Raw genomic sequence first — 15,466 nt, 5'->3', positions numbered from 1 at the left:
CGAAGGTCCCGCCGCGCCGCGTGGCGCACGCCACTAGGCTGAGGTCGCAACCCCACCTTTCGTCGAAGGAGCCACCATGGCCAGCATTGAGGCCGTCGGAGCCCGGGAGATCCTGGACTCGCGCGGAAACCCCACCGTGGAGGTCGAGGTCGCTCTCGACGACGGCACCATCGCCCGCGCCGGAGTGCCCTCGGGCGCGTCCACCGGTGCGTTCGAGGCCGTCGAGCGTCGTGACGGCGACAAGGGCCGTTACCTGGGCAAGGGCGTCGAAGACGCCGTCAACGCGGTGATCGACGAGATCGCCCCTGAGATCATCGGCTTCGAGGCCTCCGAGCAGCGCCTGGTGGACCAGGCCCTGATCGACCTCGATGGCACGCCCAACAAGGGCAAGCTCGGCGCGAACGCCATCCTCGGCGTCTCGCTCGCCGTCGCGAAGGCCGCGGCCGACTCGGCCGACCTTCCGCTGTTCCGCTACGTCGGCGGCCCGAACGCGCACATCCTGCCCGTTCCGATGATGAACATCCTCAACGGTGGGTCGCACGCCGATTCCAACGTCGACATCCAGGAGTTCATGGTCGCCCCCATCGGCGCCACCACGTTCCGTGAGGCGCTGCGCACCGGCGCCGAGGTCTACCACTCGCTGAAGTCCGTGCTGAAGAGCAAGGGCCTGAGCACGGGCCTGGGCGACGAGGGCGGCTTCGCCCCCAACCTGGGCAGCAACCGCGAGGCGCTCGACCTGATCCTCGTCGCGATCGAGAAGGCCGGCTTCGTGCCCGGCAAGGACCTCGGTCTGGCGCTCGACGTGGCCGCGACCGAGTTCTTCAAGGACGGCGCGTACCAGTTCGAGGGTCGCGCGTTCACGCCGGCCGAGATGATCGAGTACTACGAGGGCCTGGTCCGCGACTACCCGCTGGTCTCCATCGAGGACCCGCTGTCCGAGGACGAGTGGGACTCCTGGGCCGCGCTCATGGGCGCCGTGGGCGACCGCGTGCAGATCGTCGGCGACGACCTGTTCGTCACGAACCCGGTCCGCCTGGCCAAGGGCATCGAGCTCAAGGCCGCGAACTCGCTGCTGGTCAAGCTCAACCAGATCGGCACGCTCACCGAGACGCTGGACGCTGTCGAGATGGCGCAGCGCAACGGCTTCACCACGATGACCTCGCACCGCTCCGGCGAGACCGAGGACACCACGATCGCCGACCTGTCCGTCGCCACCAACGCCGGCCAGATCAAGACGGGCGCCCCCGCCCGTGGCGAGCGCATCAACAAGTACAACCAGCTGCTCCGCATCGAGGAGGAGCTGGACGACGCCGGCCGCTACGCCGGCGCCAGCGCCTTCCCGCGCTGGAAGCAGGCCTGATCAGGGCGTAGTCCCTGGAGTGGCCGGAGGCCGGTGACCCGCGAGGGTCGCCGGCCTTCGGCGCGTCCCGGCCGCGTCCCGGCACTGGGCGCTGAGGTCGCGGTGAGAGTGGGGAGCAGTGGTGAAGGTCCCGGTCGCAGGGCGACGCGGCCCACCGTCCTGCGTGCCTATCCGCCATGCGAGGGGCACAATCAACGCGTGCCCTCCGCCCGTCGCCCCGCCTCCCCGCGCCAGGGGGCTGCTGGGCCGCGTCAGGGTGCCGGGCCCCGCACCGGGAGCACCCCGCGGGTGAGCGGGGGCCGGAGCGGCGCCGCGCGAGCCGGGGCGGCGCCTCGCACCTCGGCCACGCGGCCGGCGTCGGTGCGACCGGCCACCCGGGCCTCCGGAGCCACCCCCGCGCGCGGAGTGCCCCGCGCCGAGCAGGTGCAGACGCGCGTCCCGCGGCTGTTCACGGTGCGCGTCATGGTGCTGGGCGTGGTGACGATGATCGCGTTCGTGCTCGTCTTCCCCACGTTGCGCAGCTACCTCGCGCAGCGCGTGGAGCTGGAGCAGCTCACGGCGCAGGTGGAGGCGGCCCGGGGGCGCAATGACGACCTGAACGCCGCCGTCGACAGGTGGTCGGACGACGCGTACGTGGTGGCGCAGGCCCGGGCCCGACTCGGCTATGTGGTGCCCGGGGAGACGGCCTACCGCGTCGCCGATCCGGAGAACGCCCCGGCGGCCACCGACGCGCCGGCGGTCGGACCCGTGGCGGGCGCCGAGCAGCAGGACGCGCAGCTGCCCTGGTACGCGACGGTGTGGGAGTCAGTGCGCCTGGCCGGCGAGGCGGAGCTCGCCCCGTCCGACGACGCGGTCGATCCTCCCGTCGGCGACTCCGCGCCCTGACGCCCATCCGGCTGAGCGAGAATGTGTGCCGGTCCGGTCATGCGCCGGACGACGACCACAGCCCCGCGGCCCTGCCGCGAGTCGACCTGGAACGGACGTGCAGTGAGCGAGATCCCCCTGGCGAGGACCGATGACGCGGTCGTGACAGACGGCGACCTGGAGGTGCTCGCCGAGCAGCTCGGCCGCCCCCCGCGCGGTGTGGTGGCCGTGGCCGCCCGGTGCGTGTGCGGTCGGCCGCTGGTGGTGCGCACGGCGCCGCGCCTCGACGACGGCACGCCGTTCCCGACCACGTTCTACCTGACGTGCCCGCCTGCCGTGGCGGCGGTCAGCACGCTGGAGGCCAGTGGGCTGATGAAGGAGCTCACCGCCCGCCTGCAGGAGGACGAGGAGCTCGCGGCCGCCTACCAGCGCGCGCATGTGGCGTATCTCGCACAGCGCGAGGAGCTGGGGCATGTGGAGGAGATCGCAGGGATCTCCGCGGGCGGGATGCCGACCCGGGTGAAGTGCCTGCATGTGCTGGTGGGGCATGCCCTGGCCTCGGGTCCCGGGGTCAACCCGGTGGGCGACGAGACGCTCGCGCTGCTTCGGGATGTGTGGCGCCCCGACCGCTGCAGCTGCTGACCGGAGGCCGATCCGCGCACGCGGGAATGGGAGGATGTCCGCCATGACGCGTGTGGCTGCCATTGACTGCGGGACGAACTCGATCCGACTCCTCGTGGCGGACGTCGACCCCGTCGCCGGGACGCTGGTCGACCTCGACCGCCGCATGGAGGTGGTCCGCCTGGGGCAGGGCGTGGACCGCACCGGCCGCATCGCGCCGGAGGCCCTCGAGCGCACGCTGGACGCCGCGGCCCGCTACTCGAAGGTCTGCGGCGACCTGGGCGTCGAGCGCATCCGCTTCGTGGCCACCAGCGCGTCGCGGGACGCCGAGAACCGCGCCGACTTCGTGGACGGCGTGCGCGCCGCCCTGGGCGTCGAGCCCGAGGTCATCGGCGGGCAGGAGGAGGCGACGCTGTCCTTCCGCGGCGCCACCGGGGTGCTGGCCGCGCGCCGGCCCGGGCCGTTCCTGGTGGTCGACCTCGGTGGCGGGTCCACGGAGGTGGTCATCGGCACGACAGCCCCGGACGCCGCGTTCTCGATGGACGTGGGCTGCGTGCGCCTCACCGAGCGGCATCTGCTGACCGACCCGCCGACCGCCGAGCAGAGGGCGGCCGCGCACGCCGACGTCGCGGCGGCCCTGGACGAGGCGGCGCTGACGGTGCCGTTCGGCGACACCGTGACGCTGGTGGGGCTCGCGGGCTCGGTGACCACTGTCACGGCGCATGCGCTGGGCCTGACGGCGTATGACCCGCACCGCATCGACGGCGCCACGCTGCCCGTCGACACGGTGCTCGCGGCCTGCGACGACCTGCTCGCGCGGGGTCGCGAGTCGCGCGCCGCGCTGGGCTTCATGCACCCGGGGCGCGTCGACGTGATCGCCGCCGGGGCGCTGGTGTGGCACGACGTCGTGGCGCGCGTCCGGGACGCGGTGCGGGCCCAGGGCCGTGACCTCACCGAGGTCGTCACCTCCGAGCACGACATCCTCGACGGGATCGCCTGGAGCATCGCCTGACGCGACGGGCGGTCGCGTTGCGCCCGAATGGGTGAAACACGTCGCGGGGTATCCCACTGTGCCCGGTACTGCGCGAACCGTAGTACCGTGCGTATCGCGGGAGCCCGCGGAGGGGCGGGCTTCCGCGACACCAATCGCCAGGAGGCACTGATGGACACCACCCAGCTGCTGAAGGGGGTCCTCGACGTCGCGGTCCTCGCGGTGGTCGCAGAGGAGGACGGCTACGGCTACGACGTGCTGCGGCGACTGCGGGCCGGGGGGCTCGAGCAGGTCGGCGACGCGTCGGTGTACGGCACGCTGCGCCGGCTCTACTCATCCGGGGCGCTCACGTCCTACGTCGTACCCAGCGACGAGGGTCCGCACCGCAAGTACTACGGCATCAACGCGCAGGGCCGGGCCATGCTCGCCGCGCAGCGCAAGGACTGGTTCGAGTTCGCAGGCACCATGTCGCGCCTGCTGGAGACGGAGACTGCCCGATGAGCAGCACGCACGCAGGCCACGGCGTCATCAGCGACGCCCACACCTACGCCGCCGAGGTGCGCCGCCACCTCCTCGGGCTCACACCCGAGCAGGTCGACGACCTCACCGACGGGCTCGAGGCCGACCTGGGCGAGGCGCTCGCCGACACGCCTGGCACGGACGACCTGGTCAGCAGGTTCGGTGAGCCACGCGCGTACGCCGCCGAGTTGCGCGCCGCTGCGGGGTTGCCCGACGGCGGCGTCGCGCCGGCACGCCGCAAGTCGTTCTGGCGGTGGCTCACGCTCCCGATCCGCTCGGCCTACGAGGCGTCCGCGGAGGGCATCGACGTGCTCCGATCGCAGACCTGGTGGCCGCCGGTGGGCGAGCTGCTCACGTCGCTGCAGCCCGTCGCGTGGGTGCTGCGCGGGTGGGTCGCCTACCAGCTCGTGTTCGCGGTAGTGGTCGGAGCGATGTTCGGCCTGCGCATGAGCTGGGCGCCGTTCGGCAACCCGCTGCTCTTCCTGTTCATGCTGGCCGTGATCCTGCTGAGCGTGCAGTGGGGACGCGGACTCTGGATCCCGACCGGCCGGCTGCGGCGGCTGCCGAGGATCATGACCGTGGCCACCCTGGTCGTCGCGCTGCCCATCGTGGCGAGCCTCTCGACGCGCGACGTCGAGTACCGCTACGAGACGGTCGTCGAGTACGCGGACGGCCCCGGCGTCGCGGACGGCGTCGTGGTGGGCGGCATGGCGGTGAGCAACCTCTACGTGTACGACGCGGAGGGCAACCCGCTCGACGACGTGCAGATCTACGACGACCGCGGCCGGCCCGTGCAGACGATGGTCGACAACGGCTTCGGCGTCTGGGACCTCTACGGGGTCGACGAGCCGTGGCGGTTCGCCTCGGTCGAGGACGAGGACGGGCGCACCCGCTGGAACGTCTACCCGCAGCGCGGCGCGCCCGTGAACGACTTCGGTGACGAGACCGATGCCGAGGGGCATCCCACGCTCGTGCCCGGGGCCATGCTGCGCATCCCGCCCCGCCCGTTCGCCAAGGCCCCGGCCCTCGCCTCGGCGGTGAGCGGCGAGGCCTCGACGCCCGGCGCTGATCCCACGGCCGGCGAGACGCCCGATCCCGCGACCAGCCCGTCGGGCCAGGCGACCACGCCCAGCCCCGACCCCGACACGAGCCCGGCGGTCGACGGCGCGCCCGCCGGGCAGGAGCCCGTCGCCCCCTGACCCGCCTCGGGCACCGGATGTGACGCACGCCCCGGCGGCGCGCCTGGAGGGAGCGCGTCGTTGACGGCGCCGCGGCGGCCACTGCGGACCTGCGGGTTCGCGCCGGTGGCCGCCGCGGCCTGGGAGCGCGACCGCCACGTGTGCGCGGGATCACGCCCGATCCGTTTTTTCCCTGTCCGACCGGGGTTTAACCTCGATCTATGTCACAGGTTGCCGTCCCCGTTGATGCTGCCCGCGCACAGGCCCCAGCGCCCCGTCCGCGCAAGGTCCCGCGCATTGTGATCCTGGGTGGCGGCACCGTCGGCCTCTACTCGGCCCGGCGGTTGCGCAAGCGCCTGGGCCGGCGCGAGGCGGCCATCGTGGTCGTCGACCCGCGCCCGTACATGACGTACCAGCCGTTCCTGCCCGAGGCCGCCGCAGGGTCCATCGACCCGCGCCACATCGTCGCCCCGCACCGTCGCGCACTCAAGGGCGTGGACGTGCTGCAGGGCAAGGTCGGCGAGATCAAGCACCGCGACCGCACCGTGCAGATCCTCCCCGAGGAGGGCGAGCCGTACTGGATCACCTACGACCACCTGGTCGTGGGCCTCGGCTCCGTCGCCCGCACGCTGCCCATCCCCGGGCTGGCCGAGCAGGGCATCGGCTTCAAGAACGTCGAAGAGGCGATCGCGGTGCGCAACCACGTGCTGGACCGCATCGACGTCGCCGCCTCCACGTGGGACCCCGAGCTGCGCCGCCGCATGCTCACCTTCACGTTCGTGGGCGGCGGGTTCGCCGGTGTCGAGGCACTGGGCGAGGTCGAGGACATGGCCCGCGCCACGGTGCGCTATTACAAGCAGATCGAGCAGTCCGAGCTGCGCTTCGTGCTCGTGGAGGGCTCGCCGCGCATCCTGCCCGAGGTCAGCGACGAGCTGGGCGGGTACACCCTCGAGCAGCTGCGCAAGCGGGACATCGAGATCCACCTGTCGACGTTCCTCAACTCGTGCGTCGACGGCCACGTGGTGCTGTCCAACAAGGTCGAGTTCGACAGCGACACGATCGTGTGGACGGCCGGCGTCAAGGCCAACCCGGTGCTGCAGGACTCCGACCTGCCGCTCGACAAGCTCGGCCGGGTGACCTGCTCCGCGACGCTCCAGGTCGTCGACGCCGACGGTGTCGTGGTGCCCGACGCGTACTCCGCCGGCGACTGCGCGGCTGTGCCCGACCTGTACAACCCGGGCAAGTTCTGCCCGCCGAACGCCCAGCACGCCCTGCGCCAGGCCAAGCGTCTCGGCGACAACCTGGCGAACGTGCTCCGCAGCGCGGAGCCCACGCCCTACAAGCACAAGAACGTCGGCGCCGTCGCGTCGCTCGGCATGTACAAGGGCGTCGCGCAGATGTTCGGCCGCATCAAGGTCCGCGGCTTCCTCGCCTGGGTGCTGCACCGCACGTACCACGTGTTCGCGATGCCGACCTTCAACCGCAAGGTCCGCATCATGGCCGGCTGGACGGGCTCGCTGCTGCTCCGCCGCGAGGTCGTCTCGCTGGGCTCGCTGCACGATCCGCGCGCCGAGTTCCGCGCCGCGTCCGTGCCGCCGAAGCCCCGCCCTGCCGAGCCGGCAGCCGAGGCGACGACGAGCGCCAGCGTCTAGCGGCCCCGCCACTAGCCGGTAGGGCGACGGGCGCCACCCCACCTCCTGGCAGGATGTGGGCTGGCCCCCGTAGCCCAACCGGCAGAGGCAACCGGCTTAAACCCGGTCCAGTGCGGGTTCGAAACCCGCCGGGGGCACTGGCGGTGCGGCTCAGGCGCCCGGCCGGGGCGCGTCGTCGTCGGCCTCGGGCCGCTTGAGCCGCTCCTCGCGCTCACGCAGCCGCGCCTCCCAGTCGCCCAGCATCTTCTCGTGCTCGGTGTCCGAGCGGCGCAGGCCCGCGAGGAACTCGGGGTCGTCGTCGGGGGCGACGGCACGCGGCCGCTCGTACTCGGGGAACCCCGCCGTGGCGGTCGAGGGCCAGGGCGCGCGACTGTGGGACGCGCCCTGCGGCCGTCCGGCGACGAGCCAGGCCACGCCGCCGACGATCGGCAGGAACACGATCAGCATCACCCACACGACCTTGGGCAGGTTCCGGATGCGGTCCGTGTCGGCCTGGATGCAGTCGATCAGGCAGTAGACGAGGACGGCGACCTGGATCAGCACCGGCAGGTAGCGCATGACTCTCCTAGTGACGTGGGGCGGCGTGACGTGGGGCGGCCGCTGGCCGACATGGCTGCCGGAACCCTAGAGGAGTCGGACGACGGCCGTCCCGCGAATCGAAGCGGTTCCGCTCAGTCGAGCCTCAGTCGAGCCCTGCGGCCTGCTCGTCGGCCTCGATGGCGCCGGTCCACGCCTTCTTGGCGGCGCGCCACGCCTCGTCGTCCGCGCCCAGGCGCCAGTACCCGGAGATCGACAGGCGGTCCCGCGCGATCCCACGCTCGGCGCGCAGGTGGTGGCGCAGCTCCTTGATCGTGCCCGCCTCACCGTGCACGAACGCGTGTGCGACGCCGTCGGGCCAGGGGAGGTCCTGCACGGCCTCCACGAGCGCGAGGCCCACGACGCCGTGGCCGCGGTGCACCCAGTGCACCTGCACGCCCTCGGGCGCTGTGAGGGGGATCTCGTCCTCGGCGTGGTGCACCTCGACGAACGCGTGGCCCTGCGCGTCGGGGCCCATCCGCTCGAGCGCCACCGCGATGGCGGGCAGCGCGCTGGCGTCGCCGATCAGCAGATGCCAGTCGGCGTCCTCGGCGGGGGAGTAGGCGCCGCCGGGCCCGACCACGAGGATCTCGTCGCCCGGCTGGGCGCCGTCAGCCCAGGGGCCCGCGATGCCCTCCTCGCCGTGCACCACCACGTCGACAGTGAGCTCGAGCGCCTGTGGGTCGAACGCGCGCACGGTGTAGCTGCGCAGGCGGGGCTGCTGGTCGGCGGGCAGGCCCGCGCGCAGCGCGTCCAGGTCCACGCGGTCATCAGACGTCAGGGGCAGCTCCCCCGCAGCGGCCGGGGGCAGGAACACGAGCTTGACGTAGGAGTCGGCGTGCTCGGACGGGGTGAAGGGGGCCAGCCCGGGGCCGCCCAGCACGAGGCGGACCATCGTGGGGGTGAGTCGTTCGGTGCGCAGCACTGTGGCGCGCAGGGCGGTCGGTCGGGGGCGTGCGGCGGCGGCCGACATGTCTCACTCGTCTCAGCAGGGGCGGCTGGTGTGCCACTCGAGAGTAGGCGGACGAGCCCGCCACGCGCGCCGCGCGCCCAGCAGCGCGCCCGGCAGTGCGTCTGGCAGTGCGCCCGGCAGCGCGCCCGTCAGCGGCCGACGAGGCCCGTCTCGTACGCGAGCACGACCGCCTGCACCCGGTCCCGCACCTGGAGCTTCGACAGGATCCGCCCGACGTGCGTCTTCACCGTCGCCTCGGAGAGGAACAGCCGCTCGGCGATCTCCGCGTTCGACATCCCCTCGGCGACTGTGCGCAGCACCTCGGACTCGCGGGTGGTGAGCTGGGCCAGGCGCGGGTCGGCGTCCGCGGCGCCGCCATCCTTCGCGCGGCCGTCAGGCAGCCGGTCGGAGAACATCTCGAGCATGCGGCGGGTGACGCGCGGCGACACCACGGCGTCCCCGGTGGACACGGCGCGGATCGCGGCGACGAGCTCGGCGGGCCGGGCGTCCTTGAGCAGGAAGCCGCTGGCCCCGGCCCGCAGCGCGGCGAACGCGTACTCGTCGAGGTCGAAGGTCGTGAGGATCAGCACCCGCACGCCAGTGCCTGCCGCGACCACCTGCTCGGTGGCCTCGATGCCGTTCATGCCCGGCATCCGGACGTCCATCAGCACCACGTCAGGCTGCAGCACTGCCGCCTGCCGCACCGCGCTGGCTCCATCGCCCGCCTCGCCGACGATCTCGATGCCGTCCTCGGCCTCCAGCACGAGCCGGAATCCCATCCGCATGAGCGCCTGGTCGTCGACGAGCAGTACCCGCACCGGCGGCTGGGTCTCGTGTGTCACGTCGTCCCCTCATCCCTCGTCGTCTCCCATGGCAGCTCGGCCCGGACCCGCCAGCCTGCGCCGTGCGGCCCAGCCACGACTGTTCCGCCGTAGATCGTCGCGCGTTCCCGCATCCCGATGACGCCGCGTCCACCGCCAGGCTCCGTGCTGGGCGCGGGGCGGCCGCCGACGCCGCCGTCGTCGGTGACCTCGACCACGATCGCGAGGTCCGTGCGCGCGATCGCCACCATCACGTGGCTGGCGCGCGCATGGCGCAGCGCGTTCGTCAGGGACTCCTGGACGATGCGGTAGACCGCGAGCTGCAGCCCGGTGTCCGGCGGGAGGCCGGCGCCTGAGACCGAGAGCTGCACCGCCATGCCGGCCAGCCGGAACCGGCCGACCAGCTCGTCCAGGTCGGTCTCGCCGGGGGTCGGGCCGTACTGGGCGTCGGCGTCACGCAGCACGCCGAGCACCCGGCGCATGTCGGCCAACGCGGCGCGCCCCGTCTCGGAGAGCTGGTCGATGGCCGCCTGGGCGCTGGCCGGCGACCTGTCGATCGAGGCGCCGGCGCCGTCGGCCAGCGCCACCATCACCGACAGGCTGTGCGCGACGATGTCATGCATCTCGCGGGCGATCCGGGCGCGCTCGTCAGCGCTGGCGAGCTGGGCGCGCTGCTCAGTCTCCCGGGCGAGCGCGTTGGCCCGGTCCACCAGGTCCACGACATGCAGGCGGCGGTTGCGGGCCGAGGCGCCGATCGCGAGCGCCGCGAACCCGAGGACGAGGTAGACGCCCACCTCGCCCGAGAGCGTCGACGGGGCGAAGGCGAGCACCGCCAGGGTTGTCGCGCCGGCGGAGAGGCCGAACGCGGTCCAGGCGACGCGGGGTGTGCGCACGGCGGCGACGGCGTACAGGCCGAAGGCCGCGGCGAGGTCGAAGCTGGACAGGCTGGCCGTGAGGGCCAGGGCGATCGCGCCGAGCAGCGAGAGCACCGCGAGCATGGCCTCTGGGCGCTGGCGCCGGGCGAGCAGCGCGGCCGCGCCAGCCAGGACCACCGGCAGCATGGCGACCGACCGGGGGCCGTCGACCACCAGCGAGTTCAGCACGCCGGCGGCGGCGAAGCTCCCGGCGACGAGCCAGTCCATCGCCACCGGGTGGCGCCAGACCCAGCGCCGGACAGGGCCGCCGTGCCGGGCGTTCTGCTCGCTGAACACCGTGGGGGCGGGAGTGTGGACCGGCACGGCGGAGCGCGCCGGGACAGCCGAGAGCGCCGGGTCGGGCAGTGCCCGGCCCGGCGCCAGGGGCGCGACGTCGCTCAGGCGTCCCTCCGACGCATGAGCACCGCCGCGAGTGCGAGGAGCGCGACGACATAGGCGCCGAGCAGGCTGATCCCCATCCACGGCGACAGCGACACGTCCGAGACCATCCCGGAGCCCGCGAGGCCGCCGAAGGACATGATCTGCTCGCCGGCCGTCGTGGGCATGTAGGCGCCGACGCGCGGCGCCCAGGTGAAGAAGACCCCGAGGATGTTGAACACCATCGGCACCACGAGCATGACGCCGAGCGTGGTGGTGATGGCCCCGGCCGAGTGCCGCATGATCGCGCCGATGGTGAAGGCCAGCAGCGTGACGGCCGTGAGGTAGAGCGGCACTCCGGCGAGGGCGCGCACCGTCTCGCTATCGCCCAGGTCCAGGCTCACCCCGGTGCCCGAGAGCAGCGGCAGCGTGAGGAGGTAGGACAGCACGAGGCCGACGACGGAGACCACGACCGTCACGACGGTCAGCACCAGCAGCTTGGCCCACAGCGCGGGCAGCCGGCGCGGTGCGGCCGTGAAGGTCGAGCGGATCATCCCGGTGGAGTACTCGCCGGTGATCGTCAGGGCGCCGAGCACGGCGAGCGCGAGCTGGGCGGCGGAGTAGCCGAAGACGATCACGAGCACGCCCAGCATGCTGTTCTCCTCCTCAGCGGTGATCGCGCTGGCGCGGACGCCGATCGCGAAGATCAGGCTGATCCCGACCATCCCGACGACGGCCAGGGCGAGGGTCCACCAGGTCGAGCGCAAGGAGCGGAACTTGATCCACTCGGCGACGACGAGGCGGCCGAATGTCACGCCCGGGCGGGTCGCGTGCCCGACCGTGGCGGTGGCTGGCGCCCCGGCGGTCAGCGTCGTGGTGCTCATCAGTTCTCCTCAGGGGTCACGCCGGACGCTGCCAGGGCGGGGGTGGGCAGGCCCGTCGAGGTCGAGTGGTACTCGACGGAGTCGGCGGTCAGGGACATGTAGGCGTCCTCGAGGGACGCGGCGACGGGCGTGAGCTCATGCAGCACGAGCTGGGCGGCCGCGGCGGTCTCCCCGATGGTCACGGCAGTGGAGCCGGTGATCTCGAGCAGGCCGGGCTCCGAGGTGGAGATCGTCACATCGGCGGCGCGGAGCAGCTCCGCGAGCTGGGTGGCGTGCGGGGTGCGCACCCGGACGGTGGTGCCGGTGGCGCGGGCCACGATGTCCTGCACCGGGGCGTCCGCGATGATGCGCCCGCGCCCGATCACGATGATGTGGTCGGCGGTCAGCGCCATCTCGCTCATCAAGTGCGAGGACAGGAAGACGGTCCGCCCCTCGGAGGCGAGGAACCGCACGAGGTTGCGCACCCACAGCACGCCCTCGGGGTCGAGGCCGTTGACCGGCTCGTCGAGGATGAGCGTGCGGGGGTCGCCGAGCAGTGCCGAGGCGATGCCCAGCCGCTGGCCCATGCCGAGCGAGAACCCGCCGACCCGCTTGCCGGCGACGGTTCCCAGGCCGGTCATCTCGATGACCTCGCGCACGCGGGCCTTGCCGATGCCGTGCGTGGCCGCCATCGCCGCCAGGTGGTTCGCGGCGCTGCGACCTGTGTGGACGGCCTTCGCGTCGAGCAGCGCGCCGACCTCGTGCAGGGGCGCCTTGTGCTCGGCGAAGGGGCGGCCGTTGACCGTGACGTCGCCGGCGGTGGGGCGGTCGAGGCCGACGATCATGCGCATGGTGGTGGACTTGCCGGCGCCGTTCGGGCCGAGGAAGCCGGTGACCTTGCCGGGCTGGACGGTGAAGCTGATGCCGTCGACGGCAGTCTTGGACCCGTACCTCTTGGTCAGGCCGCGTGCCTCGATCATGTGACGTCCTCGGATGCAGGGGTGGGGAGCGAGCATCACGAACCTACGGCGGCCGGGACGGGGCGCGGAACCGTCGCGAGACGGAGATCGCCGGCCGGGGGAGTACGCCGCAAGGAGGACCACCCTGAGCCCCGCGTCCGGGTCGGATCAGGGGGCGGCGCCTCCGGGAACGAATCGGCCGGGTCGCGCGTTTGCGTACTGTAGTGACTGGCCAGCGGCTCCGTCCCCGCGGCGGACCGGCCGTCCACACGACCGCGCCGAGGTGTTCTCGGGGCGCCGCGACCAGGAGGAAGACATGAGCAATCCCGTCTTCGGCAACAGCGACATCTTCGGCGACCCCCGCGAGCGGGCTCGTGCCCGCAAGGGATCCGGGAGCACGTCCACGATGCCGGCGCCCTATGGGCAGCAGGCGCCGTACGGGGCCCCGGCCGATGCCGCGTCGCTGAACGAGCTGTACCAGGCTCCGTCCGCCACGACGGCGCAGACGGGCCGGATGACGTATGACGACGTCATCATGAAGACCGGCGGGCTGCTCGCGCTGCTCGTGGTCGTCGGCGCGGCGACCTGGATGATCGCGCCGGGCCTGTTCTTCATCGGCGCCATCGTCGGCCTCGGCCTCGGCCTGGTGAACGCGTTCAAGAAGACCCCGAGCCCCGCGCTGATCATCGCGTACACGGTGGCCCAAGGTGTGTTCCTCGGCGGCATCAGCGCGTTCTACGAGGCGCAGTACGACGGTGTCGTCGGGCAGGCGGTCCTCGCGACCCTCGCCGTCTTCGGCACGGCGCTGTTCCTGTTCCGCTCGGGCAAGGTGCGCGTCACCCCGAAGTTCACCAAGTTCCTCATGCTCTCGCTGGTCGGCTACCTCGCGTACTCGCTGATCAACGTCGTCCTCATGCTGGTCGGCGTGGGCGGCGGCCAGTACGGCCCGCTGCGCAGCGGGCTGCTCGGCATCGGCGTCGGCCTGTTCGCGGTGGGCCTGGCATCCATGTCGCTGATCATGGACTTCGACTCGATCAAGCGCGGCGTCGAGCAGGGCGCTCCCGCGAAGTTCGCGTGGTCGGCGGCGTTCGGGCTGATCGTCACGCTGGTGTGGCTGTACCTCGAGCTGCTCCGCCTGCTGTCGATCCTGCGCGGCGACTGACCGCAAGGACACGAACGACCGGACGCCCGGGTGCGAGTCGCACCCGGGCGTTCGTGCGTCCACAGGGGCCACGGTGGCCGTTCCGCCACACCCGTGCGCGGGAGGCTGTGCCAGCGACCCGGCTGGTGGGATGATCGCCGGGACGACGCGCGCCGATGAGGGCGCCGGCGCCCGCACCTGTCGCCCACCCCCCGGAGCACCGCCACCGTGAAGTACGCGAAGCACATCTCCGAGCTCGTCGGGAACACCCCCCTCGTCCAGCTCACCTCCGTGACCGAGGGGCTGTCCGCGACAGTCCTCGCCAAGATCGAGTACATGAACCCGGGCGGCTCCGCGAAGGACCGCATCGCGCTGAAGATGATCGAGGCGGCGGAGGCCAGCGGCGAGCTGCTGCCGGGCGGCACCATCGTCGAGCCGACCAGTGGGAACACCGGCGTGGGCCTGGCCCTGGTCGCCCAGCGCAAGGGCTACCGATGCGTCTTCGTGTGCCCGGACAAGGTCTCCCAGGACAAGCGTGACGTGCTGCGCGCGTACGGCGCCGAGGTGGTCGTGACGCCCACGGCGGTGGCCCCCGACCACCCCGACTCCTATTACTCGGTCTCCGACCGGCTGGTGAAGGAGATCGACGGCGCCTGGAAGCCGAACCAGTACGCCAACCTCAATGGCCCCGCGAGCCACTACGAGACCACCGGGCCCGAGGTCTGGAACGACACGGACGGCCGCGTGACGCACTTCGTCGCCGGGGTCGGCACCGGCGGCACCATCACCGGCACTGGCCGCTACCTCAAGGACGCGTCGGCCGGGCGGGCCGCGGCCGACGGCGGCCGGGTGCGCGTCGTGGGCGCTGACCCGCAAGGCTCCGTCTACTCCGGCGGCGACGGGCGTCCGTACTTGGTCGAGGGCGTGGGCGAGGACTTCTGGCCGACCGCCTACGACCCCGCGGTGCCCGACGAGATCATCGCTGTCTCCGACGCCGACTCATTCTCGATGACCCGGCGGCTCGCCCGCGAGGAGGGGCTGCTGGTCGGCGGCTCCTGTGGGATGGCGGTGGTCGCCGCGCTGCGCCTGGCCCAGCGCCTGCAGGACGAGGACCCGCAAGCGGCTGCCTCGGCGGTGATCGTGGTGCTGTTGCCCGACAGCGGCCGCGGGTACATGTCCAAGATCTTCAACGACTCCTGGATGCGCTCGTACGGGTTCCTGCCCGCCGAGGAGGGCGCCACCGTCGCCGACGTGCTCGGCGGCAAGAGCGGGCAGATCCCGGCGCTGGTGCACACCCACCCCAATGAGACGGTGCGTGACGCGATCGAGATCCTGCACGAGTACGGCGTCTCGCAGATGCCCGTCGTCGGCGCCGAGCCCCCGGTGATGATCGGCGAGGTCGCCGGGTCCGTGAGCGAGCGCGCGCTGCTCGACGCGGTGTTCTCCGGCGCGGCGGAGCTCTCCGACCGGGTCGACCGGCACATGTCCGACCGGCTGCCGCTGATCGGGGCGGGGGAGTCGGTGGAGGCCGCGCGCGCGGCGCTGCAGCAGGCCGACGCGCTCATGGTGGTCGACGACGGCAACCCCGTGGGCGTCCTGACCCGCCACGACCTGCTCGGCTTCCTCACGCATTGACGCATTGACGCACTGATGCGCCGGGCGCCCCGGATCCTGTTC

At 72.6% G+C, this 15,466-nt stretch carries 15 protein-coding genes and 1 tRNA gene; 10 read left to right on the top strand and 6 right to left on the bottom strand.

What is annotated here, in order from left to right; translation table 11 throughout:
• Positions 1 to 76: 76 nt before the first annotated feature.
• From eno to BN3788_RS09310, 8 genes are all read left to right on the top strand, one after another.
• Positions 77 to 1,360, top strand: coding sequence for a phosphopyruvate hydratase (gene eno, locus BN3788_RS09345; RefSeq protein ID WP_066584945.1), 1,284 nt, complete (start codon positions 77 to 79; stop codon positions 1,358 to 1,360).
• Positions 1,361 to 1,648: 288 nt separating this feature from the next.
• Positions 1,649 to 2,245: an FtsB family cell division protein gene (locus tag BN3788_RS09340; protein ID WP_234346581.1), complete on the top strand. Its 597-nt coding sequence runs from the start codon at positions 1,649 to 1,651 to the stop codon at positions 2,243 to 2,245.
• A 102-nt stretch (positions 2,246 to 2,347) separates the two neighbouring features.
• Positions 2,348 to 2,866: a DUF501 domain-containing protein gene (locus BN3788_RS09335; RefSeq protein WP_234346580.1), complete on the top strand. Its 519-nt coding sequence runs from the start codon at positions 2,348 to 2,350 to the stop codon at positions 2,864 to 2,866.
• Between the two features lie 43 nt (positions 2,867 to 2,909).
• The gene (locus BN3788_RS09330; RefSeq protein WP_066584942.1) at positions 2,910 to 3,857 is read left to right on the top strand and encodes a Ppx/GppA phosphatase family protein; all 948 of its coding nucleotides are present in this window, start codon (positions 2,910 to 2,912) and stop codon (positions 3,855 to 3,857) included.
• A 150-nt stretch (positions 3,858 to 4,007) separates the two neighbouring features.
• Positions 4,008 to 4,337, top strand: coding sequence for a PadR family transcriptional regulator (locus BN3788_RS09325; RefSeq protein ID WP_066584940.1), 330 nt, complete (start codon positions 4,008 to 4,010; stop codon positions 4,335 to 4,337).
• Positions 4,334 to 5,554 carry an HAAS signaling domain-containing protein gene (locus BN3788_RS09320; RefSeq protein ID WP_066584938.1) on the top strand — a complete coding sequence of 407 codons (1,221 nt, stop codon included), beginning with the start codon at positions 4,334 to 4,336 and terminating at the stop codon, positions 5,552 to 5,554. The genes BN3788_RS09325 and BN3788_RS09320 overlap by 4 nt, the downstream gene beginning before the upstream one ends.
• 200 nt (positions 5,555 to 5,754) lie before the next feature.
• Positions 5,755 to 7,185: an NAD(P)/FAD-dependent oxidoreductase gene (locus tag BN3788_RS09315; RefSeq protein ID WP_066584935.1), complete on the top strand. Its 1,431-nt coding sequence runs from the start codon at positions 5,755 to 5,757 to the stop codon at positions 7,183 to 7,185.
• 63 nt (positions 7,186 to 7,248) lie between these two features.
• A tRNA-Leu gene (locus BN3788_RS09310) sits at positions 7,249 to 7,322 on the top strand.
• 13 nt (positions 7,323 to 7,335) lie between these two features.
• Here BN3788_RS09310 and BN3788_RS09305 read toward each other — a convergent pair.
• The 6 genes from BN3788_RS09305 to BN3788_RS09280 all read right to left on the bottom strand — a co-directional run bounded on the left by BN3788_RS09305 (position 7,336) and on the right by BN3788_RS09280 (position 12,669).
• Complete coding sequence (locus BN3788_RS09305; protein WP_066584933.1) at positions 7,336 to 7,743, bottom strand: PLD nuclease N-terminal domain-containing protein; 408 nt, start codon at positions 7,741 to 7,743, stop codon at positions 7,336 to 7,338.
• 124 nt (positions 7,744 to 7,867) lie between these two features.
• Positions 7,868 to 8,734 carry a siderophore-interacting protein gene (locus BN3788_RS09300; protein WP_066584931.1) on the bottom strand — a complete coding sequence of 289 codons (867 nt, stop codon included), beginning with the start codon at positions 8,732 to 8,734 and terminating at the stop codon, positions 7,868 to 7,870.
• 128 nt (positions 8,735 to 8,862) lie between these two features.
• On the bottom strand, positions 8,863 to 9,498 hold the full coding sequence (locus BN3788_RS09295; RefSeq protein WP_082812890.1) for a response regulator: 636 nt from the start codon (positions 9,496 to 9,498) through the stop codon (positions 8,863 to 8,865).
• Positions 9,499 to 9,551: 53 nt separating this feature from the next.
• Positions 9,552 to 10,772: a sensor histidine kinase gene (locus tag BN3788_RS09290; RefSeq protein WP_066584925.1), complete on the bottom strand. Its 1,221-nt coding sequence runs from the start codon at positions 10,770 to 10,772 to the stop codon at positions 9,552 to 9,554.
• A gap of 74 nt (positions 10,773 to 10,846) precedes the next feature.
• Positions 10,847 to 11,710: an ABC transporter permease gene (locus BN3788_RS09285; protein WP_066584922.1), complete on the bottom strand. Its 864-nt coding sequence runs from the start codon at positions 11,708 to 11,710 to the stop codon at positions 10,847 to 10,849.
• Entirely contained in the window at positions 11,710 to 12,669 is a 960-nt protein-coding gene (locus BN3788_RS09280; protein ID WP_066584919.1) for an ATP-binding cassette domain-containing protein, read from the bottom strand. The genes BN3788_RS09285 and BN3788_RS09280 overlap by 1 nt, the downstream gene beginning before the upstream one ends.
• 295 nt (positions 12,670 to 12,964) lie before the next feature.
• On the opposite strand from BN3788_RS09280, the gene BN3788_RS09275 reads away from it, so the two are divergent.
• A complete protein-coding gene (locus tag BN3788_RS09275) occupies positions 12,965 to 13,810 on the top strand; it encodes a Bax inhibitor-1/YccA family protein (protein WP_066584916.1) in 846 nt (281 codons plus the stop codon).
• A gap of 207 nt (positions 13,811 to 14,017) precedes the next feature.
• On the top strand, positions 14,018 to 15,424 hold the full coding sequence (locus BN3788_RS09270; protein ID WP_066584915.1) for a cystathionine beta-synthase: 1,407 nt from the start codon (positions 14,018 to 14,020) through the stop codon (positions 15,422 to 15,424).
• The last annotated feature ends 42 nt before the right edge of the window (positions 15,425 to 15,466 follow it).

Source organism: Cellulomonas timonensis (genome assembly GCF_900046455.1).
GTDB classification, from domain to species: Bacteria; Actinomycetota; Actinomycetes; order Actinomycetales; family Cellulomonadaceae; genus Cellulomonas_A; species Cellulomonas_A timonensis.
This window is presented reverse-complemented; position numbering and strand designations above follow the sequence as displayed.